At 41.7% G+C, this 22,017-nt stretch carries 15 protein-coding genes; 1 reads left to right on the forward strand and 14 read right to left on the reverse strand.

Features of this window, described 5'->3' with window-relative positions; genetic code table 11:
* Positions 1-70: 70 nt before the first annotated feature.
* The 10 genes from FIB07_04480 to FIB07_04525 form a co-directional block, all read right to left on the reverse strand.
* Positions 71-2,407: a HAMP domain-containing protein gene (locus FIB07_04480; protein ID NJD52103.1), complete on the reverse strand. Its 2,337-nt coding sequence runs from the start codon at positions 2,405-2,407 to the stop codon at positions 71-73.
* A gap of 104 nt (positions 2,408-2,511) precedes the next feature.
* The gene (locus FIB07_04485; protein ID NJD52104.1) at positions 2,512-3,030 is read right to left on the reverse strand and encodes a chemotaxis protein CheW; all 519 of its coding nucleotides are present in this window, start codon (positions 3,028-3,030) and stop codon (positions 2,512-2,514) included.
* A complete protein-coding gene (locus FIB07_04490; GenBank protein ID NJD52105.1) occupies positions 3,023-5,467 on the reverse strand; it encodes a HAMP domain-containing protein in 2,445 nt (814 codons plus the stop codon). The genes FIB07_04485 and FIB07_04490 overlap by 8 nt, the downstream gene beginning before the upstream one ends.
* Positions 5,468-5,599: 132 nt before the next feature.
* Entirely contained in the window at positions 5,600-6,121 is a 522-nt protein-coding gene (locus tag FIB07_04495) for a chemotaxis protein CheW (GenBank protein ID NJD52106.1), read from the reverse strand.
* An 8-nt stretch (positions 6,122-6,129) separates the two neighbouring features.
* The gene (locus FIB07_04500; protein ID NJD52107.1) at positions 6,130-8,511 is read right to left on the reverse strand and encodes a HAMP domain-containing protein; all 2,382 of its coding nucleotides are present in this window, start codon (positions 8,509-8,511) and stop codon (positions 6,130-6,132) included.
* A gap of 129 nt (positions 8,512-8,640) precedes the next feature.
* Positions 8,641-9,159 (reverse strand): chemotaxis protein CheW, encoded by a 519-nt coding sequence (locus FIB07_04505; protein ID NJD52108.1) that lies wholly within the window; start codon positions 9,157-9,159, stop codon positions 8,641-8,643.
* A 9-nt stretch (positions 9,160-9,168) separates the two neighbouring features.
* Entirely contained in the window at positions 9,169-11,796 is a 2,628-nt protein-coding gene (locus tag FIB07_04510; protein ID NJD52109.1) for a HAMP domain-containing protein, read from the reverse strand.
* 97 nt (positions 11,797-11,893) lie between these two features.
* On the reverse strand, positions 11,894-12,409 hold the full coding sequence (locus FIB07_04515) for a chemotaxis protein CheW (GenBank protein NJD52110.1): 516 nt from the start codon (positions 12,407-12,409) through the stop codon (positions 11,894-11,896).
* Positions 12,410-12,418: 9 nt separating this feature from the next.
* On the reverse strand, positions 12,419-14,311 hold the full coding sequence (locus tag FIB07_04520; protein NJD52111.1) for a methyl-accepting chemotaxis protein: 1,893 nt from the start codon (positions 14,309-14,311) through the stop codon (positions 12,419-12,421).
* Positions 14,312-15,078: 767 nt separating this feature from the next.
* Positions 15,079-15,834, reverse strand: coding sequence for an ATPase (locus FIB07_04525; GenBank protein ID NJD52112.1), 756 nt, complete (start codon positions 15,832-15,834; stop codon positions 15,079-15,081).
* Positions 15,835-15,999: 165 nt separating this feature from the next.
* Between FIB07_04525 and FIB07_04530 the strand changes: the two genes are divergently transcribed.
* Positions 16,000-17,187, forward strand: coding sequence for a hypothetical protein (locus FIB07_04530; protein ID NJD52113.1), 1,188 nt, complete (start codon positions 16,000-16,002; stop codon positions 17,185-17,187).
* Between the two features lie 241 nt (positions 17,188-17,428).
* Here FIB07_04530 and FIB07_04535 read toward each other — a convergent pair whose 3' ends face one another.
* From FIB07_04535 to htpX, 4 genes are all read right to left on the reverse strand, one after another.
* Entirely contained in the window at positions 17,429-19,672 is a 2,244-nt protein-coding gene (locus tag FIB07_04535; GenBank protein ID NJD52114.1) for a hypothetical protein, read from the reverse strand.
* A 505-nt stretch (positions 19,673-20,177) separates the two neighbouring features.
* Positions 20,178-20,591: a ribonuclease HI family protein gene (locus FIB07_04540; GenBank protein NJD52115.1), complete on the reverse strand. Its 414-nt coding sequence runs from the start codon at positions 20,589-20,591 to the stop codon at positions 20,178-20,180.
* On the reverse strand, positions 20,573-21,130 hold the full coding sequence (locus tag FIB07_04545; GenBank protein NJD52116.1) for a hypothetical protein: 558 nt from the start codon (positions 21,128-21,130) through the stop codon (positions 20,573-20,575). The genes FIB07_04540 and FIB07_04545 overlap by 19 nt, the downstream gene beginning before the upstream one ends.
* Positions 21,130-22,017 (reverse strand): zinc metalloprotease HtpX, encoded by an 888-nt coding sequence (gene htpX / locus FIB07_04550; protein ID NJD52117.1) that lies wholly within the window; start codon positions 22,015-22,017, stop codon positions 21,130-21,132. The genes FIB07_04545 and htpX overlap by 1 nt, the downstream gene beginning before the upstream one ends.

Here is a 22,017-nt window from a genome sequence, read left to right on the forward strand (position 1 = left end):
ATATAGGACAAATAAACAACTATTTCAGGCAGAATCAGTGGCCATACTTTTTTTCAGCCATTGTCTCCTTCTATTTTGTCAGTTCTTCAAGGGTCAAATCAGGATGACTGCTTCCAACATCAGCTATCTCATCCTTACTTGATATAGTGTCTGAAGCACTGTGTTCTTCTGTTTTCTTCCGGGTGCTTTCAGATCCGGGTTTCACAGTTTCATGTTTAGGTGTCTTGTTTTCAGATGCCTTATGTTCAGGTGCTTTATGTTCAGGTGCTTTATGTTCAGGTGCTTTATGTTCAGGTGCTTTATGTTCATGAACAGGTTTGTTCTCAACCTTTGCAGGTTCATACGCATTTTTTTGTTCTTTTGCAGATTTATCAATTTTGAATTTGGCAACTTCAGCCTGTAATTCATTTGATAATTTTGCCATTTCCTGGGCTACATTCACAAGCTGGTCCATTGTGGCCGACTGTTCTTCTGCAGATGCTGATGTTTCCTGTGTGCCTGCTGCTGATTGTTCGCTTATGGTTGATACGTCCTCTACTGAAGAGGTTACTTCTTCAACCGAGGCAGACTGCTCTTGTGCTGCTGCTGCTATTTCCTGAACCATTGTTGCAACGTCTGCCGCTGCTTTGACGATCCCGTCTATGGCATTCACGGTATCTGCGATTGTTTTTGCGCCTTCACCTACTGTCTTTGTTCCCTGTTCCATAGTCGTTACAGCCTGCTTTGTTCCCTGCTGTATATCTTTTATCAATCCTGTGATCTGGTTGGCAGCATCACGTGATTCTTCAGCGAGTTTCCTTACCTCATCAGCAACTACGGCAAAACCCCTGCCATGTTCTCCTGCCCGTGCAGCTTCTATGGCTGCGTTTAAGGCAAGAAGGTTTGTCTGGTCAGCGATATTAGTGATGACCCCTATTATCTCGCCTATCTGCTGCGATTTGCCTTCAAGCTGTTTTATAGCAGTTGCTGAACCATCTACAGTTGACTGGATTTCTGACATCTTTTTGGCCACATCTTCTGACAACTTGCCTACGTTCTGTGCAGTTGTGCTGGCAGCGTCTGCACCTTGTGCTGCCTTCTGGGAGTTCACAGCGACCTGCTGGACGCTTTCTGACATCTCCTTCATGGCACGGGTGATCTCAGACATTTTGGAAGCCTGTGAGCTTACACCTGTTGCAATCTCCTGTGTGGTGTTTGATATCTGGTCAGTGGATGCTTTCATCTCTTCACTTGATGCTGAAAGTTCATGAGCCGTGGAGGCTACTTTCAATGCACAGCTTTGCACTTTTCCGATAACTGATCTCAGGTTTTCATTCATAGTACCAAGGGCACCGAATAACTGGCCTATCTCATCATTTGACATCCGTTTTACATCGACTGTCAGGTCGCCTGCTGCGATCTTATTGGAGATACGAAGCATTCTGCCGATTGGCTTGGTGAGGTATCTTGAAAACCATATTCCAATAATCGAACCCAGTACTGAAAAAATTAAGATTACTATTATCAGGCCATTCCTTATTGCATAAACCGGATCGCTGAAATCTTCAAGATAACTTCCTGAAGCAATTATCCAATCCCTGGGTTCATAATAAGTATATGCAACCACTTTATCCCTCCCTTCCCATACATATTCAATGTAACCTTCTTTTGTTTGTGTTATTTCTTTAATGAAATCATATTCATAGAGATTCTGTCCTTCGAGGTTCGGGTGTATTATCAGGTCGCCTTTTGAGTTAATTACATACATATAACCTGTTTTTCCCACGACTATATTTTTCATCATTTCTTTGATTTTATTTACGAATGGATCTTCAGGAATACCAACATACAAAATACCTATAATTTTCCCCGATCCGTCCTTAATCGGTTCATAAGCCGTAAGATACCATGCATTAACTACCCATGCCCTGCCGTAATATGTTTCACCGCGCGTTATAACAGCATCATACACCGGTTTTGAAACTGTTGTTCCCACTGCGCGTGAACCATCGGTATTAATTACATTTGTTGAAATCCGGACCGCTTCATCCCCTATAACCTGAAATACCGTTGCTGTACCCCCTACCATATTTTTAACTGAATCTACAATCTCAAAGTTCCCATTCACTACATGATTGTTGCCAAGTTGCATCTTGCCATTTACGATACTGGGTTTTCCCCTGGAATAGAATTGGGTTTTTGCAACTCCGAGTGAATTGTTGACATTATCCTGTGCAAGAGAAAATGTCATATCTACGATATCTTTTTCCAGTTTAACCTGTTCTGTTAATTTACTCTGTATCTCTGTATTTAATGAGCTTTCCATTTCATTATAGGCATATAAACCGATGATCATCACAGGTATTATCGATAAAATCAATCCAAAAATTATAATTTTATATTTTATGCTGATGTCTTTGGTTTCCATAATATTCGCTCTTTCCAAAAATTTTAGGTAATGATAAAATAAATTTACCGATTTATAAATAGATTTGTGAAAAAGGTGTGAAAAAAAGAAAAAAAGCAGCGCCTTTACACGGTCGCTGCTGCCGCTTCTGTTGTTATTTTGTTTATATTATGAAGTTCGTTTGCGCCAAGTATCTTATCAAGATCAAGGAGAATAAGCAGCCTGTCTTTCATCTTGCCTACGCCGCGCACATATTCCGTACCTATCTTATTTGCAATGACAGCAGGTGCCGGCTCAACACTGCTTTCAGGAAGGCGTATTACCTCACTTACTGCATCAACGACAAAACCCATCACTGTCTCGCCGATATCCGCGACAATGATGCGTGTATTCTCATTATGTTCTTTGCTTTCCACACCCAATATCACATTCAGGTTTATTACCACGATTATCCTGCCGCGAAGGTTGATTATTCCCTTCACATATCCTGATGCCTGTGGTATCTTTGTGATATTGGTCATGCGGATGATCTCCTGCACGTTCATGATCTCAACACCGAACTCTTCAGTGCCGATATTAAAAACGACGAGCTGCAGCTCGTCGCCGGATTTTGCTTTTGCATCCTGTGGTTGTTTTTCAGCCATTATGTCCTCCATTATTGACTTCTTTATACCATTCACAAACCATGCAACTAACCTGTTTTTGAGCCGCTGTTCCCTGTACCTTTCCACCACAGAATGTTCCTGCGACTTTCCAGCAATCTCGTCCGTTATCAGGGCTGGCCTTACACACGCCCAGTTCTTTCACATTCTTTCCGCCAACTTCCCTTCCGCATTTCTTGAATTCCCAACAGTTTGCAGGTGCAACCAGATCCTGACTGAAATGACTGTCTTTCAATTCAGCCTTTTCATCCTTTGATGCCTTATGCACCTGTTTTGATTCTGTTGAAGCACCATCACCAAGATTGAACTTATTCACTTCGGAATTTAAATCCGAGGCTAATCTTGCCATTTCCTGGGCTGCGGCTACAAGCTGTTTCATTGTAGCTGCCTGCTCTTCAGCGACCGCAGATGTTTTCTGTGTGCCTGCTGCTGATTGTTCACTTATACTTGAAACATCATCTACTGAAGATGTGACTTCCTGAACCGAGGCAGACTGTTCCTCGGCGGTTGCTGCTATTTCCTGTACCATTGTTGCAACATCTGCCGCTGCTTTGACGATCCCGTCTATGGCATTCACGGTATCTGTTATGTTCTTTGCGCCTTCACCTACTGTCTTTGTTCCCTGTTCCATTGCAGTCACAGCCTGTTTAGTGCCCTGCTGTATCTCTTTTATCAGGCCAGTGATCTGGTTGGCAGCATCGCGTGATTCTTCAGCGAGTTTCCTGACTTCATCAGCAACTACTGCAAAACCCCTGCCGTGTTCTCCTGCTCGTGCAGCTTCTATGGCTGCGTTTAAGGCAAGGAGGTTAGTCTGGTCTGCGATATTGGTGATAACCCCTATTATCTCACCTATTTCCTGCGATTTACCAGCAAGCTGTTTGATGACTGTTGCAGAATTATCTACATTTGACTGTATCTCTGTCATCTTTTTCGATACATCAGCTGACAATTTGCCTACATTCTGGGCAATGGAGCTGGCTGAACCAGCACTTTCAGAGGCTTTCTGGGCATTCACGGCGACTGTCTGGATGCTTTCTGACATTTCTCTCATGGCACGGCTCACCTCAATCATTTTGGATGACTGGGAGTTTACGCCTTTTGCTATATCCCGCGTGCTATCTGATATCTGGTCAGTGGCTACTTTCATCTGTTCGCTTGATGCCGAGAGTTCCTGGGCAGTAGATGCTACTTTTTCGGCGCTGGCCTTCATGGACGATATAAGTTTATATATGCTGTTTTGCATTATCTGTATACCAGTGGTGATTTTCTCGAAATCTCCTTTTGCCTGCACCGATATATTTTTGGTCAGATCACCCATGGACATTGCAGAAAGTACCCTATTGGTGTCCGCGATAACAGCATTCAAATCGTTCGCCATGGTCTGGAATGTATTTGAAAGTACACCTATTTCATCTTTTGAATTATTGAGCAACTTAACATCCAGTTTCCCATCTGATATTGTCTTTGCACCTGATATTAATTCATCCACAGGTTTTGTGATCAGGCTGCGAATAACAAAGCCAATGCCAAGACCTGATACTATGGCTACCAGAGAGAGCATTAATACAGCTGTTTTTGCAGTTGAATTTGTACTTGCCATTTCGGTAATCTGTGCTACTTTATCGTCCCCGGCATCTTTTTCGAACTCAGCTATCAGGGGTTCTATAGTATGAACGTAATTTGTGAATTCGGCTGTTTTTGATGCTATATTGGTATCGGTAGTAACCAATTTATCAAAAGTTGCGGTATATGCAAGTAATTTTGTATTAATAATGTTCTTTTTATCCTGAGATATTTTGCTTGCTGCCAGATCGTTTATGAGTATCTTTTCATTATCGTGCAGTGTCTTCTGATTTGCAACGTCTTTTCTTATTATATAATTCTTTTCATCCCGCCTCAATTCCAATATTTCTGCGTATAAGAGATTATCCCCCTGGTTTTTGATTTCAGTTTCAACATCACTGGCTTTTGTAATAAGTTCAAGCTGTAGCCCTGAGCTTTCATCAAATCCTTTTATCTTATAGAGTTCAACAGTCTCAAGAAAGGCTTTTTCATAAGCTTCTATTGCGGTTATTATTTTTCCTGCCATCTCCTTTCTTTCCTGGGGGACGTCAAGTTCCTGAATATCCTGCGCCTCTTTCCTGACTTTTGCTACAGAAGCTTTTACCTTATCGACATATGTAAGATCAAGACGCGCAAAAAAGTCTTTCTCAGAGCGTCTTGCCTGAAGCATATTTACATCTATGGAAAGACTCTTTTCGTTCATTGCGATCGTATTTTCGATCACTTTGTTATTTCCATCCTGGATAGTGTTCATTGTTGTTATACTTACTAAAGTTATTATTAAAAGCAGGAGACTGATAAGACCGAACCCCCCTAATAACTTCTTGCTCAAAGATATATCTTTTATACTTACCATTTTAATTTATTCCTCCATTCACCAATAATTCTAACCTGAGAGAATACCCCCAGATTACTATAATAGGTATGAAAGAGAACCCACTAGTTTATAAACGGATTTGTGAAAAAGGTGTGAAAAAAAGCAGTGCCTCTACACGGTCGCTGCTTCTGTTGCTTCTGTTGTTATTTTGTTTATATTATGAAGTTCGTTTGCGCTGAGTATCTTATCAAGGTCAAGGAGAATAAGCAGCCTGTCTTCCATCTTTCCTACGCCGCGTACATATTCCGTACCTATCTTATTGGCAATAACAGCAGGTGCCGGCTCAACACTGCTTTCAGGAAGGCGGATGACCTCACTCACTGCATCAACGACAAAACCCATTACGGTCTCGCCGATATCCGCGACAATGATGCGCGTATTCTCATTATGTTCTTTGCTTTCCATACCCAATATCACATTAAGGTTTATTACCACGATTATCCTGCCGCGAAGGTTGATTATTCCCTTCACATATCCTGATGCCTGCGGTATCTTTGTGATATTGGTCATGCGGATGATCTCCTGCACGTTCATGATCTCGACACCGAACTCTTCAGTGCCGATATTAAAAACGACGAGTTGCAGCTCGTCGCCGGATTTTGCTTTTGCATCCTGTGGTTGTATTTCTGCCATAATATCTCCTATTTTATCAGCTCATCAAGACCTTCGACTGCAGTACTGATACTTTCCTGTGGTTTTTTGTCCTTAGCTGAAATCTTGCCAGGAGTTGTATGTTCCTTCTGTTTCTTCTTGCTTTCAGCAAGTTTATGTTCTGTGGTCTTGCTTTCAGTGATCCCATGGTCAGGAATTGGTTTTTGCTCTACCTTCGATGGTTCCATTATCTTCATTGGTTCCTGCGCCTGTTTTATTGTATATGAAGCTGTTTCACCCAGATAGAACTTACTCACTTCAGCCTGCAGTTCATTTGATAGTCGTGCAAGTTGCTGGGCTGCATTCACAAGCTGGCCCATTGAAGCTGACTGCTCTTCTGCAGCCGCTGATGTTTCCTGTGTTCTGGCTGCTGATTCCTCGCTAATTGCAGATACGTCTTCAACAGATGCGGTTACTTCCTCGACTGACGCAGACTGTTCTTCAGCCGCTGCAGCTATTTCCTGAACCATTGTGGCAACAGATACCGCAGCTTTGACTATTTCATTAATGGCAGTTATGGTATCCGCTACATTCTTTGCGCCCTCACCTACCGTCTTTGTGCCCTGTTCCATTGCAGTCACAGCCTGTTTAGTGCCCTGCTGTATCTCTTTTATCAGGCCAGTGATCTGGTTGGCTGCATTCCTTGATTCCTCAGCAAGTTTCCTGACCTCATCCGCGACCACTGCAAAGCCCCTGCCATGTTCTCCTGCGCGCGCAGCTTCTATGGCAGCGTTTAATGCAAGCAGATTTGTCTGGTCTGCAATGTTTGTGATAACCTCGATAATCTCCCCAATTTGCTGGGATTTCCCATCAAGCTGTTTGATAATTGCTGCAGAACCACCCACGGTTGATTGTATCTCTGACATCTTTTTTGCCACATCATCCGACATCTTGCTCACATTTTGCGCTGTCGTGCTGGCTGAGTTTGCTCCTTCTGCGGCTTTCTGGGAGTTCTTCGCGACCTGCCGGACGCTTTCTGACATCTCCTTCATGGCGCGGCTTATCTCAACCATCTTTGTGGCCTGTGAACTTACGTCGGTTGCTATATCCTGTGTTGTATTTGATATCTGGTATGTTGAGACTTTCATTTCCTCACTTGATGCCGAGAGTTCCTGGGCTGTGGACGATACGTTCAGCGCCGACTGCTGCACTTTTCCAAGCACACCCTTTAAATTCCCGGCCATGGTGTGGATGGCATTTGATAATTTTCCAACTTCATCTTTTGAATCATTCTTGAGCTGTATAGTAAGGTCGCCTTCAGCGACTTTATTTGAAGCATTAAGCATTGCATCTATCGGTTTTGTGATGGTTCCTTTCACCATTTTACCCAGTACAGCGGTACAGATTATTAGAGAACCAATTATTATCAAAAACATTGTATTCTTCAGTTTGCTGAGCGTTATATCTCCCTGCAGCAGTTCATCATAACTTTTTATATTTGCGATGCTCCAGCCAAACAGCGGCAGCTTTCTGTATATAATATAGTATGTGGTGCCATTGTCTTCATATGACCCTGTGCCTTCCCTGCCTTCTTTCATCAGCAAAACATACTCTCTGAAGCCCTCGCTTGTGGATATGGTATCAACCGAAGGCATATAATCCTTAAAAACAGAATTTTCCGGTTCCTCTCCTTTTTTCAGGTTAATATCTATATTGCTGGCGCTGTCCGCTATCAGGAAGTTATCACGGTCAAGAACAAAGGTCCTGCCTGAGCCTGTCTTGCCGATGATTCCCTGGAAGTATGAGATTGGCATCTCAAAGTGATACAATGCGGGCTTACTGCCATCTTCCAGGAATATTGGGGTAGCATAAGCAAAAACCCATTTTAACGCATCGGCTGACATATAGGGATATGCCACATGGACTTCGTTTTCCTTATCGATCATGAGCGTTTTCTTAAAAAAATCAGACCCGTCCTCCTCACTGGAGAAATCTTCAACGGGCGCTATCTCCCTGTTTGTTATTCTTGAATGTTCCTGACCTGTACTGTCAATTAGACAGGTTTCCTCAACAGGCATCCTGCTCTGGATAAATTGCGTCCATTCCCCGATTTTTTCCCTCAGTTCATTCTGCCTGGGGGTGAACTGGATAATCCCCTGATCATTGTATATATTACCATTTTTTGTTTCTGGAAGATAAAAGTATTCCCTAAAGACAGGATAATTTACAGCGATAACCAGATCATTGCTTGCGCTGTCATGTAAAGACTGGATTTCATTGATTTTTTGATCCATTTCCTTATCCATGGACTGCAATGCACTGCCCGTCACTGCCCTCTCAGTAACAAAAAAAGAAAACAGGCTGCTCAGGGATAGAATTATCAAAAGAAGAAGGCCAATCGGAAGGATTAATTTATATTTTATTGAAACCATTTTTATGTCTCCGTTTTTTATATAAATGAGAATGTCTGATCAATCTATTTTTATAGGATAGAAGCAATCTGCATCCTGATATAGAGATTTGTGAAAAAAGTGTGAAGGAAAATAGAAAAAGCAGTTCATTTAAGTGGTCGCTGTTGCCGCTTCGGAGGCTATGGTATTTACATTATGAAGTTCACTTGCGCTGAGTATCTTATCAAGATCAAGGAGAATAAGCAGCCTGTCTTCCATCTTGCCTACACCGCGTACATATTCCGTACCTATCTTATTGGCAATCACAGCAGGCGCCGGTTCAACACTGCTTTCAGGAAGGCGTATTACTTCACTTACTGAATCAACGACAAAACCCATCACTGTCTCGCCGATATCAGCAACAATGATGCGCGTATTCTCATTATGTTCTTTGCTATCCATGCCCATTATCACGTTCAGGTTTATTACCACGATTATTTTGCCGCGAAGGTTGATTATTCCTTTCACATATCCCGATGCCTGCGGTATTTTTGTGATATTGGTCATGCGGATGATCTCCTGCACGTTCATGATCTCGACACCGAACTCTTCAGTGCCGATATTAAAAACGACGAGCTGCAGCTCGTCGCCGGATTTTGCTTTTGCATCCTGTGGTTGTATTTGCGCCATTGTCTCCTCCTATTTTGTCAGGTCTTCAAGACTTTCAACAGGCTGAGGGCTCTTATCTTGAGTTATTTCCTCATTTACTGGAATCTTATCTTGAGTTTTGTCTGAAGTTTTGGGTTCGACTGTTTTCTTCTGATTAACTGTCCGCTTATGGTCAGCAGTCTTATGCTCCGGGACATGTTTAGGTTCAGCCTTTGGTTTTTCTGGAACATGTTTAGGTTCTACCTTTGGTTGTTCCGGGACGTATCTGGTTTCCATCGCTGGCTGCCCGTGAACATTTTTTGATGTCAAGACAGAATCTCCAAGATTGAACTTTCCAACTTGATCCTGCAGTTCATTTGATAACATAGCCATATCCTGGGCAGCTTTTACAAGCTGTTCCATTGAAGCAGATTGCTGTTCTGCAGCTGCTGATGTTTCCTGTGTGCCTGCTGCGGATTGTTCGCTTATAGCTGAAACATCCTCTACTGAGGAAGTCACTTCTTCAACAGATGCCGATTGTTCTTCTGCGGCTGCCGCTATTTCCTGAACCATTGTTGCAACCTCTGCTGCTGCTTTGACGATCTCGTTTATGGCATTCACGGTATCTGCGATTGTCTTTCCTCCTTCACCTACCGTTTTTGTTCCCTGTTCCATGGTCGTTACAGCCTGTTTTGTGCCTTGCTGTATATCTTTTATCAATTCCGTGATCTGGTTGGCTGCGCTACGGGATTCTTCAGCTAGCTTCCTTACTTCATCAGCAACAACCGCAAAGCCTCTTCCATGCTCTCCCGCTCTTGCTGCTTCTATTGCCGCGTTCAATGCAAGCAGATTTGTCTGGTCAGCGATATTTGTGATAACACCGATTATTTCACCTATCTTTTGTGATTTACCATCAAGCTGTTTTATAACACCTGCCGAATTATCCACTGTTGACTGTATTTCTGTCATCTTATTAGCAACATCATTTGACATTTTGCCCACTTTCTGGGCTGTTGTGCTGGCTGCATTTGCGCCTTCGGCTGCTTTCTGTGAATTCGAGGCAACCTGCTCGACGCTTTCTGATAGCTCCTTCATGGCACGGGTTATTTCAGCCATCTTGGTTGCCTGTGCGCCTACACCCCTGGCAATGTCCTGTGATGTGCCGGATATCTGGTCTGTTGAGGCTTTCATCTGTTCGCTTGTAGCTGAAAGTTCCTGGGCGGTTGAAGCCACTCTTTCGGCGCTTTGCCTCATGGATAGTATTAATTGCTGCAAGCTCTTTTGCAGGTTATCCACGCCGTTTGTTATCTTGCCGAAATCACCTTTACCTTCAACCTGGATATGTTTTGTCAGGTCGCCATGGGACATCGAATCCAGTACTTCATTGACATCGCCGATAACTCCCTGGATATCTGTCTGCATGTTGGTTATCGATGAAGTTATTTTGCCGAAATCGCCTTTTGCTTCCACCTGGATATGCTTTGAGAGGTCTCCTTCTGATATTGCTCCCATCACATTGCTAACATCTCCGATTACATTATTCAGGTCATTTGCCATATTCTGGAATGTGCCGGAGAGCGTGCCAATTTCGTCCTTAGACGTATTTTGCATACTGACATTGAGTTTTCCTGAAGCAATGTCTTTGGCACCAAGGACAACTTCATCCACTGGTCTTGTGATAGCGCGGGAGATATATATCCCGATACCAAGACCGGATACTATCGCTATTATGGAGAGTATGATTATCGTAGTTTTAGCAGTTGAATTCGTTGTGGCTATTCCAGCAAGTGCCGTGATTTGTTCTTCGTCTGCTGCTGTTTCAAAAGCTGTGATTTCGGGCTCTATGGCATGCACAAAGGTTGTGAATTCTGCTGTTTTGGATGCTATCTTGGTATCAATATCTACTATCTTGTCAAAGGCTGCCGTATATGTGACGAGTTTGATATTAATATCATCCTTTACATTCTGAGGAAGAGAGCTTGCTGCAAGATGGTTTTTCATTATCAATTCATTATCATGCAATTTCTTTTGGTATGCCACGTCCTGCCGCATTATGTAATCTTTTTCATTCCTCCTCAGTGTCAGCATATCTGCCATAAGCTGGTCATTATTCTGTTTCTGTATATCTGCTTCAATAACAGCCACAGCACTCCTCATTTCAAATTGAAGTCCCTGGGTCTCATCGAGACCTTTTGTTTTAATTAGTTCAACAGTCTCAAGGAAGGCTTTTTCATAACCATTAATGTCAGCAATTATTTTTTCTGTTGCGTCCTTTTGTTCCTGGGGTATATTAAGTGCTTTTATCTCCCCTGCTTGTTTCCTGACGTTTGAAACCGAAGCTTTTACTTTATCGACGTATGAAAGATCACGACGCGCAAAAAAGTCTTTCTCAGAACGTCGTGCTTCAAGCATAGAAACGTCTATAGCGAGACTTTTTTCTTTCATTGTTATGGTATTATCTATAACATTATCAGTTTCCGTTTTAATTGTTCCAAGCGTGGCTATGCTTACCACTGCTACTATTATGAGCAGAATACTGACGAGGCCAAAACCTCCGAGCAGCTTCTTGCTTAATGACAGGTCTTTTAAGTTAACCATTTTATTCCTCCATGTTTCTTTCAAGATTATTAGTAAATTTGGCGGGAAATTACTATATGTTATAACGAGAAATGCACACATTCAAATATGGGATTGTGAAATACGTGTGAGAAAAAAAAGAAGACTAATAGTAATCTTTATCTGCTTGTTTTGTATTCATAATTATTTCGTTATCCTTTTATGCGGTTACTGCTGCTTCTGTTGCTATGTTGTTTATATTGTGCAGTTCGTTTGCGCTGAGTATTTTATCAAGGTCAAGGAGAATAAGCAGCCTGTCTTCCATCTTTCCTACGCCGCGTACATATTCCGTACCTATCTTATTGGCAATGACAGCAGGTGCCGGCTCAACACTGCTTTCAGGAAGGCGTATTACCTCACTTACTGAATCAACGACAAAACCCATCACTGTCTCGCCGATATCAGCAACAATGATGCGCGTATTCTCATTGTTTTCTTTGCTTTCCATACCCATTATCACGTTCAGGTTTATTACCACGATTATTTTGCCGCGAAGATTGATAATTCCCTTCACATATCCTGATGCCTGCGGTATCTTTGTGATATTGGTCATGCGGATGATCTCCTGCACGTTCATGATCTCAACACCGAACTCTTCAGTGCCGATATTGAAAACGACGAGCTGTAGCTCGTCGCCGGATTTTGCTTTTGCATCCTGTGGTTGTTTTTCTGCCATTGTATCCTCCTATTTTGTCAGGTCTTCAAGACTTGGACCCGGAGGACTGCTTCCGACATCAATTACCTCATCCTTATTTGGTATAGTGCCTGAAGTATGGTCTTCCTTCGGTTTCTTCTGACTGCCTTCAGGTTTGTGTTTGGTAGTTTTTTGCACTTCAGGCATGCGTTGTACAATCCTGTGTTCAATTTTCTTGTGTTCAACATATTTTCTTTCAGGGGCAGGTTTGTACTCGGATGTTGCTGGCTCATATCCATGTTTTTGTTCTTTTGCAGACTCACCGATGTTGAACTTGGCAACTTCTTGCTGAAGATCGGATGCCAATTGTGCCATATTCTGGGCAGCGCCAACAAGCTGGTCCATTGTAGCTGCCTGTTCCTCTGCGGCTGCTGATGTTTCCTGTGTGCCTGCTGCGGATTGTTCGCTTATGGCTGATACATCCTCAACAGACGCTGTTACTTCTTCAACCGAGGCAGACTGCTCTTCTGCGGCTGCTGCTATTTCCTGCACCATTGTAGCAACGTCTGCTGCTGCTTTGACGATAAGGTTGATGCCGGTTACTGATTCTTTCTCCATGCTCTCCACAGCCTGTTTTGTGCCTTGCTGTATGCCTTTTATCAAATCTGTTATCTGGCTTGCTGCGCCGCGGGATTCTTCTGCAAGTTTCCTGACCTCATCGGCAACTACTGCAAAACCCCTGCCATGCTCTCCTGCCCTTGCAGCTTCTATTGCAGCGTTCAATGCAAGGAGGTTTGTCTGGTCTGCGATATTTGTTATCACGCCAATGATCTCACCTATCTGCAGGGATTTGTTATCAAGGTCTTTAATTAAAGTGGCGGACTTTGTCACATTCACCTGGACTTCCTGGGCAGTTTTATTAGCATTTGTTGCGCTGTCAGCCGCCTTCTGTGAGTTCACTGCGACCTGCTGGACGCTTTCTGACATCTCCTTCATGGCGCGGCTTATCTCTGCCATCTTTGTGGCCTGCGAGCTTACGCCCGTTGAAATGTCCTGTGTGGTGCCTGATATCTGGTCGGTAGATGCTTTCATTTCTTCGCTTGAAGCCGAAAGTTCCTGGGCGGTGGAAGCCACATTCATTGAAGATTGCTGCACTTTTCCAAGCACTCCTTTTAAGCTATTTGTCATTATCTGTATGGCATTGGAAAGCTGCCCAACTTCATCTTTTGAGTTATTTACAAGTTGCACTGTCAGGTCGCCTGCCGCAATCTTGTTGGCAGCCTGGAGCATTTCATCCATGGGTTTGGTGATCGAGCGGGAGATATAAATCCCGGTGCCGAATCCCGTTATTGCAGCAACAATACTCACAATTATAATAGTCATTGTCGCATTTTTCGCTGCGGCCTCTGCTTCTCCTTCGGATTCCTTCATCTGAGCCACCTGCATACTTTCAAATTCTTCGAGAGCAATATCCAATTTTTTCCTGTCCTCGTCAAATCTATCCATTGCAGTTACTACATCGGTATTTTTCTCAAGCTTTGCAGCTTCGATCGTTTCAATAAATTTTTTCGCCGATTCTTCATATTTTGAGTGTAGAATACTTATATCTTCCAGATCCTTTTTTTCTTCCGCATCCAAATCCATGCTCAGCAATGCAGCCTCAGCCTTTTCGAAATCCTTCTTAGATTCTTCAAAATCAATTTTTGCATCTGCCTCCCCAAGACCATATGAATTGACTGCATCTGCGCTTGTCAGTATGGCTGTCTGCATCCCTGCGACATTACTTGCCATAGGCACATCAGCTGTCAAGATACTGTCAAGTTCTGAATTTATCGTATTCACGCCATTATATCCTATAAACCCAACAATGGCAAGAAGTATCACGACCACACTGAATCCACCGATCAGCTTCTTGCTCAAAGATATATCTTTTATACTTACCATTTTAGTTTATTCCTCCATTGATTATGATTCTGTCTGAGAGTGCGACCCCTCAGATTAGTACTGAATATCAAAGAGAAAGCTACCAGTTTATAAACGGATTTGTGAAAATTGTGTGAACTCGATAGGGTACTTCTGGAGAAAAAACGCTATTATTATGCAATATAATTGTTAGCATATTGCTATACATTAGCTATAAAATTATACTAAAAGCTATTTTTCTGATATCAAATTGCTATATAGCTTGCAGCAACGATGTTATTGTTGACATTATCTTTGTGATATTATTTTGTTGGAAATTGGAAAACAATAAAAATAATTCTTATTTCCTTTTATGTGGCCTGAACCCTTCAAGGAAACGTGGGATTTCCGTAGCCCTGCTTTTCCCCATAAATCCAGGCAACTCATTCAAGGAGGGTTTTTCCATACTATGATCAGGTCTGGATTCCTCTTCTTGATTAATATGATTAACTATAGGATTTCTGACTGGGACTTTAACTGCTGCCTGAGTTACTTTTTCAGGGGTTTTTGATCCTTCAATAGTTTTGTCCCTGCTGGTTTTCCCTTTGATCTTGCCATCAGCATAATAGGAATCAGGCGTTTTTATCCCTAATATTGAAGCTTTAGCTATGAGGTCATTATAATCTCTTAAAACCCAGCCAATTTCAGAATGGTTCTTGAGCCCGACTTCAAAGCCAAGCTCATATATTTTCTTTATGACCTGTGCCCTTTCCTTTTCTGCGCTTTTACTGATAATACGTAAAACCCCTTTATTTACTTTTAATCAATTTCCCAACTTTTAAACCTTTATCAGTAAACTCAATAGATCGCATTTCACAATCATGTTTTGTCCCGCGCATTTTCAGGATTTGCAAAGCACGGACCATACTTCCCTGCTTATCCATGAAATTATGCAGGAATATCACGCCGTGGGATGCGAATTGTTCTATTGTATAAGCATCGGGCTTTGTAAGCTCGGATAACAAAATAGTTGTGCATCCAAGAGTTTTCAGGTTACGGATGAACCTCCCGATAGAACGCTCTTCAGTTGCAGGGTTCTGTGTTGTGAACCTGATCGAAGATAACGAATCGATAACCAATCTCTTAATGCCATACTGCTGTACCTGTTTTTCTACCTCCTTGAAAACAGAAAATGGAGTAGGCGCTTGATTTGCAGGGGTATCCCCCGATTGTTGGTGATAATCGGGAGTGATAACATTTGATATCTCATCATATTCCCCATAATTTGCAGAAGGACCGAGATCTATAAAAAACAATTTTTTATTCTTGACAAGATCTACGACCTGTGGATTATATCTGGTCATATCTTCTATAATCGTTCCGATACTTTCGGATAATGCAATATATGCTCCTGTTTCGCCTTGAAGAATTCCTGCCAGGAGGAATTGGACGCCAAAAGTAGTCTTGCCGCTGCCAGGGGAGCCACTCAATAAGTATTGTCTTTCTTGCAGCAATCCTCCTTCGACAAGTGCGTCAAATCCTTCAATTCCTGATTTTATTCTCATAATGAACCTCGTAATAAGCTAATTATATGTGATTAAATTTTTCTCTATATAAACGCAGTTGTGAAAAGTGTGTGAATTACTCTTAATAACCTGTACTATCAAAACTATACTAAATATAATTACATTGAATATAATAATCAAAAAAATATAATTACAGGGTGAAAAATGTTTGAGGATATTTCAGAAAAATTAAAAAAATTTAAGATGCCTGAAGAGTCCCTCATAAAGAAGATCGAGCGCATCAAGAAGACTCCGGATGCCGCAAACTCATCATCTTTACCTTCAGTTTCTTCTACTGATACTGTTCCTGGTTCCGATTCTGTCCCCGGTTCTACATCGCCAGGTGCACCTGATATTTCAGAGCAGGTCAAGAAAGCCCAGGAAGAGATGACCCAGAAAATCGAAGAAATTGTAAAGTCCAAAACAGAACAACTTACTACAAGTGTGGAAGCCATTAAAGAATATGACGTAAAGATAAGTAAGCTGGAAGGCGCAGTTTCGATTACTAAGACCTCAGTTGGTGAATTTAAAGACAGGCTGGATAAAATTGATGAAAGTCTTCTTGAATTATTATCGTTATATGAAGTAGTATCAAGCACTGTAAACCCTTTTGTAGGCGATAAGGGTATGGTTCCTAACGAGAAATTAGATCAACTTGAGAAAAGAATTGATATCATAAGTCAGAAACCCTCTGAGATCCCCGCAAATATCAAAGAAGAATATGACATTAAATTTAAAGCGCTTGAAGGGAGCCTGGAGGAATTAACGCAGTTGTTGGATTCAACCCCGTTAAAACAGGAAGATATGATTAAGAATATTGCAGAACAGGTAATGGAAAGAATAAAACCTGTAATGGACCAGATAAAACCAATGATCGAACAACAAATGCAACAAGTGCAACAGACTGCTACACAATCTGCATCATTATCCACCACACCTGATAGAATAGATATTACGGATACTACTGGTTCTATATCTGCGGGTCCACGATATGATGATGAAAATATAAAACTACAATATCTTGATAATAAAGCTGAAACTTCGATAATACTATTGAACTGGATTGAATTCTTACTGGAAAAGGTAGGAAGGAACAATCTTTCTGAAGTTCTTGAATATTATATTGATATCGGTTGGATAAGCGAGGAAGTCTGCGAGAAAATGATAGCATATGCTAATGGCATAGATTATTATGTTGAAAGACCTACCTGGAAACTGCTTCCTGATGACCATACAAAATCCCTGATGTTCATTGAACAGCTCAAGGGTAAGAAACTCGATAAGTCCATGCTATCAAAGGTTGAAAGGGATGTCGAAAAAGTGATCCGGACAAATGAAGTTTATATTTCATAAGCTAGATCATAGCTATTTGATAGCAATTAAATAGAAATTATATAGCATTAAACTAACATTAAATCATAATTCATTGTCCAGGGCTTTAATATGCTTTAGCTTATATTCAAATTGGCGATTGCCAATATAGAGACGTGTATATTGGCATTGCAAAAAAGGAAAACGGGTAAAAGATAAATAGAGATATTTGATATCTCTATTCTTCAACCTTTCAATTGGGTGCATCTGAAATTATGTTCAGTTACTCCTCTACTGCCGGTTCCGGTGTATTCCCGAAATCTTCTGTTATGGTTGTTATGGAATTGGGGAGAATTACTCTATATATCGGTGGTGTTGTAGGAATATATCCTGCGGGTATTTCCTCATAAAGAAAATAAATACCCGCCCTGATGTTAGTGAATTCATAGTATCCGGCAGTATCTGTTCGAATATTCGTATTGATATTAACATTCGAGCAGACATCTCTTCCCTTTAGCTTTATAATCCGGTCAGACATTCCCGGTTCATTGGCTTCCAGCAGGCCATTGACATTGTTATCCTCGAACATATGCCCGCTTATTGTCGAATTCTGGCATTCCAGAACCCTCCACTTATGCGGGAAGAACCGTAAGTTGTCGCTCTCAGCAACAATGAATCCCATGCTGCCTATCAAGTTTATAATATTGCCTTTATTCAATGGTATCGGGTAGTAGTCGGTGTTTCTCAACTCTATCGTTGAGGAATTTATTCCGGTTACCTTGAACACACCGAACCAATCGCCGACCCTGATATAAGTTACATTGGTATCTATTGCCCATGTGTATTTGAATTGTACCATATCTGATGTTGAGCCCGAAAAGATAGCATCTACATAAGTCACGAACAGCGGAACGTTTGATTCTCCTGCATGATTACTCCTGACATACGTGTATATCTGGCGATCATTCATTACTTTTTCATGCATTATTACCCCATCCTTCCTCAATGTAAACCACACCTGTCTTGGATTACTTCTTGCGTCTATTGAATTTATGGTCATGCTCCAGCCCTGTCCGATATCCCAGGTCTCACCTGTTGTGAGTGTCTTTTTATCGCCTGAACCTTGCTCTATAACGAGCGTTGAAAGCTTGCTGATATTATTCTTCACAGCGACATATTTCTCTCCCTGCCAGCCAATTATACTGTATTTGCCATCTTCTGAACTCATGTTTCCCGCCTGAAACTCCGAAAGACCCGCCTGCCTTGCTGCAGAATAGTTGCCGTTAAAAGGATATCTTACGACGGTCATCATTGTGTTGTTGCTGCTTGTGGAATACCTGAGTTTGTCCTGAAGGATCGTTCTTGTCCCCACCAGCGGGGCGCTATCAATGATAGTCAGTTTCTCGTTTCCGAACTCGTCATTCAGGTCATAAAATAATCCGGGAAAGTTCTGGGGTTGCCATGAAACTATTCCGATTGAAAGGTTAAGATTGCTTTTTTGACCTGTGGTTTCATTTGCTATCCTTCCGCTTAAACCACCTGTTGGATAAAATCTCAATGTTTCCGCATCCGCCACTTTGAAATTCAGATTGGACATCAGGTTAATTATACTGTTCCTGGTAAGCGTCACAGGGAATCTTGAGTTTCTCATTTCAATAATTGATTCATCAGCTTTTGTAGTGTTAAATATGGCATATTCATCCCCTTTTTTCACTTCTTTGACAATCGTATCAATTAACCAGGTATACTTCAAACTCACCATATCTGATGTGATACCAGAGTCGATAGCATCTACATAAGTCACGAACAGAGGAACATTGGATTCTCCTCCAAGATTACTCTTGATTTTTGTGTATACATCGCCAGGTTTCGCTGTTCCTTCATCTATTACAGCCCCATCCTTCTTCAATGTGAACCATATCTGTCTTGGATTGGCTCTTGCATCGATCGCATTTACAGTCAACTCCCAGCCCCGGCCGAGAATCCATGTCTCACCTGTCGAGAGCGTCTTATTATTATTTCCTTGCTCGAAAACGAGATTTGAAAGCTTGTTGGTTTTATTTTTCACAGCGACATATCTTTCCATCTGCCATCCGACAACCTTATATTCTCCGTCTTCAGAACTCATACTGCCTGCCTGAAACCCGTCAAGTCCTGCCTGTGCAGCAGCAGCATAGTTCCCATTGAAGCCATACTTTACGACATATAGCATCTTGTTATCGCCGCTTGTTGAATAAACAAGTTTATCAACATCTATCGTTCTATTTCCTATCAACGAAGCACTGTTAAGGATTGTCAGCTTTTCACTTCCAAGTTCATTATTAACATCATAGAAAAACCCATCAAAGTTGCTTCGGTTCCAGGATACTGTCCCGCTTGAAAGGTCAAGATAATCCTGTATGCCATCGGTTTCATTTGCAGTCTGCCCGCGACCTTCCAGTATCGCGGCCTGTGCAGGTACTGTTGCCAAAAAAAATCCCATTACCACAAGTCCGGCGATCATTATTTTCATAATTTTTTGTATCATATTTTTTTTCTCCGCCTTTTTGCATTCATTCCATCTTGAAAATAAACAAGCAGGATTTTATATAATTAAGTTTGATTTTATTTTTTAATTGCCTGTCTATTTATAGACATGTTTTGCTTTTTACTTTTAAATACTTTTCGGTCAAGTTCAGGTATCTTTTCCCAAAAAACACCAGGACGATTCAGTCAAATGCATAAAATGTAAAGGGAATCATTAAGCTTGACTTCGCCAGTTATGACTTTTTATTATCTTCTTATATGAAGAAACCACAGAGTCTGCCATGAACTGCGGTTCCTAAATGAAGGATTTACGCAATTTTGGTCGAAGTGGCGAAATCAAGAATAGAGCTGAAACTTCGATAGAACCTGATAAGTCCATGCTATCAAAACTCGAAAGGGATATTGAAAAAGTGATCCGGACAAATTTATGTTTCATAATTTATGTTTCATAATAGCTGGATTATAGCTATTTGATAGCAATTAAATAGCAATTTCATAGCGTTAAATCATAATTCATTATCCAGGGCTTTATTCACCATGCTATCAGTATAACTATTTTCGTCCCTTTTGACCCATTTGAAATTGATTTTCTTGAAGGTATTGCATAATTTCCTGGCTTCATTGAATAAAGGGATGAGATTATCACTTTTAACCTGGTATCGCCCTGATATTTGCCTGATTATAAGCTGACTGTCCCCTCGCACTTCAAGTTCTTTGCATTCATGATCATGTGCGAGCTTTAACCCTTCAATAAGAGCTTTCCATTCAGCAATATTGTTTGTTCCGATACCGATATTTTTTGAAATTTCACCCACTTTTTTCCCGTTATCCAATAACACTGCCCCAATCGCCATCGGTCCGGGGTTTCCCCTGCATCCCCCGTCAAAAAACAATATGTATCTCATATCGGGATATCCCATAGCGGATACCAGCGCTCTGTTTCTTTTTCGATCGGCAGTTCTTTTTCCATAATGGAGCGAAGCCTGAATTCGTATGATGAGTCTCTTTTTTTCCCATCAGGCACAAATGGATAATATTTCCCCTGCTTGAAGTTATAAATCCAGAAAACGTCTTTTTCTCCCTTGAATTTAAATACCGCACATAGTAACTGCTCGCCATAACCGTGGTCTGTAAGGGTCTCACTTACCATATAGATCGTGCTAACAAGGTCTTCAAAATCCGGATCAGAAAGGATGACCCATAGATACCTATAAGAATCTTTTTTCATACGATGAAGGGTATTTGTTTCTTTGAAGCTTTGCGTCAGTAATTGATTTATCTCAAGTTCCGCATTCCGGAATCCTGAAGCTTCAAGTGGCTTGAAGCAAATGCCTGCGCCCTTTGATGTCAGGCCAAGGTTGGAACTCAGTGTTACATATGCTGTCGACATTGCAAATAGTTTATCCGGTTTTGGCTTTGGGAGTTTACTTTTACCAAGAAGCGTATCAAGGAAACCCATTAAAACTCCATTTTTCGCTCCATCTCCGTAAGAGCCCGAATGCGTGCTTCAACTGATGGGTGCGTGGATAAAAGATTCATAATAGATTCACCGGAAACTGCCGGTATGATAAAGAACGCATTCATTGCTTCAACTTCCCGCAAATCGCGTGAAGGCACGCGTTCCATGATACCACTTATAGCCATAAGAGCTGATGCAAGGTGTGATGGCTGGCCTGTGATTATTGCCGAACCCCTGTCTGCTGCAAACTCCCTGTATCTTGAGAGTGCTCGTATGAGAAGGAAACTCAGGACCCATACAATTATAGATACTATGAATATGATTATAGCAGCATTACCATTTTTGCGGTCATCCCTTCCACCCATTCCGAAAAATAGCATGTTTCTCACCAATAAAGCTGCAACTGTGGACAGGAAACTTGCAATAGTGATCACAAGCATATCCCGATTCTTCACATGGCTTAACTCATGGGCAAGAACTGCTTCAAGTTCAGGCTGGCTCAATCTTTGTTTCAGGGATGTTGTAACAGCGACAACAGCGTTCCCCTGGCTCCTGCCAGTTGCAAATGCATTGGGGACATTACTATCAACAATAGCGATTTTCGGTTTGGGCAAATTAGCAATAGCACACAGCCTTGATATGGTTTCATGGAGATGCGGCTCCTCCTGTTCCGTGACCAGCCGTCCTCCGGTGCTCCAGAGTACCAGCGTGTCTGAAAAAAAGAATTGGGCAAACAGAATTAACATCATAAATATCAGCAGTATATTTGTCCAGGCCCCGCCATAAGCCAATATCACCGCCAGAAAGAAAAGATACACTACCGCAAGCAGGAACATTGTCAATAACATACGTGCCTGGAGCCCGTAATCATGGTACCACTTTTTCAT

The organism is Candidatus Methanoperedens sp. (assembly GCA_012026795.1).
Taxonomy (GTDB): Archaea; Halobacteriota; Methanosarcinia; order Methanosarcinales; family Methanoperedenaceae; genus Methanoperedens.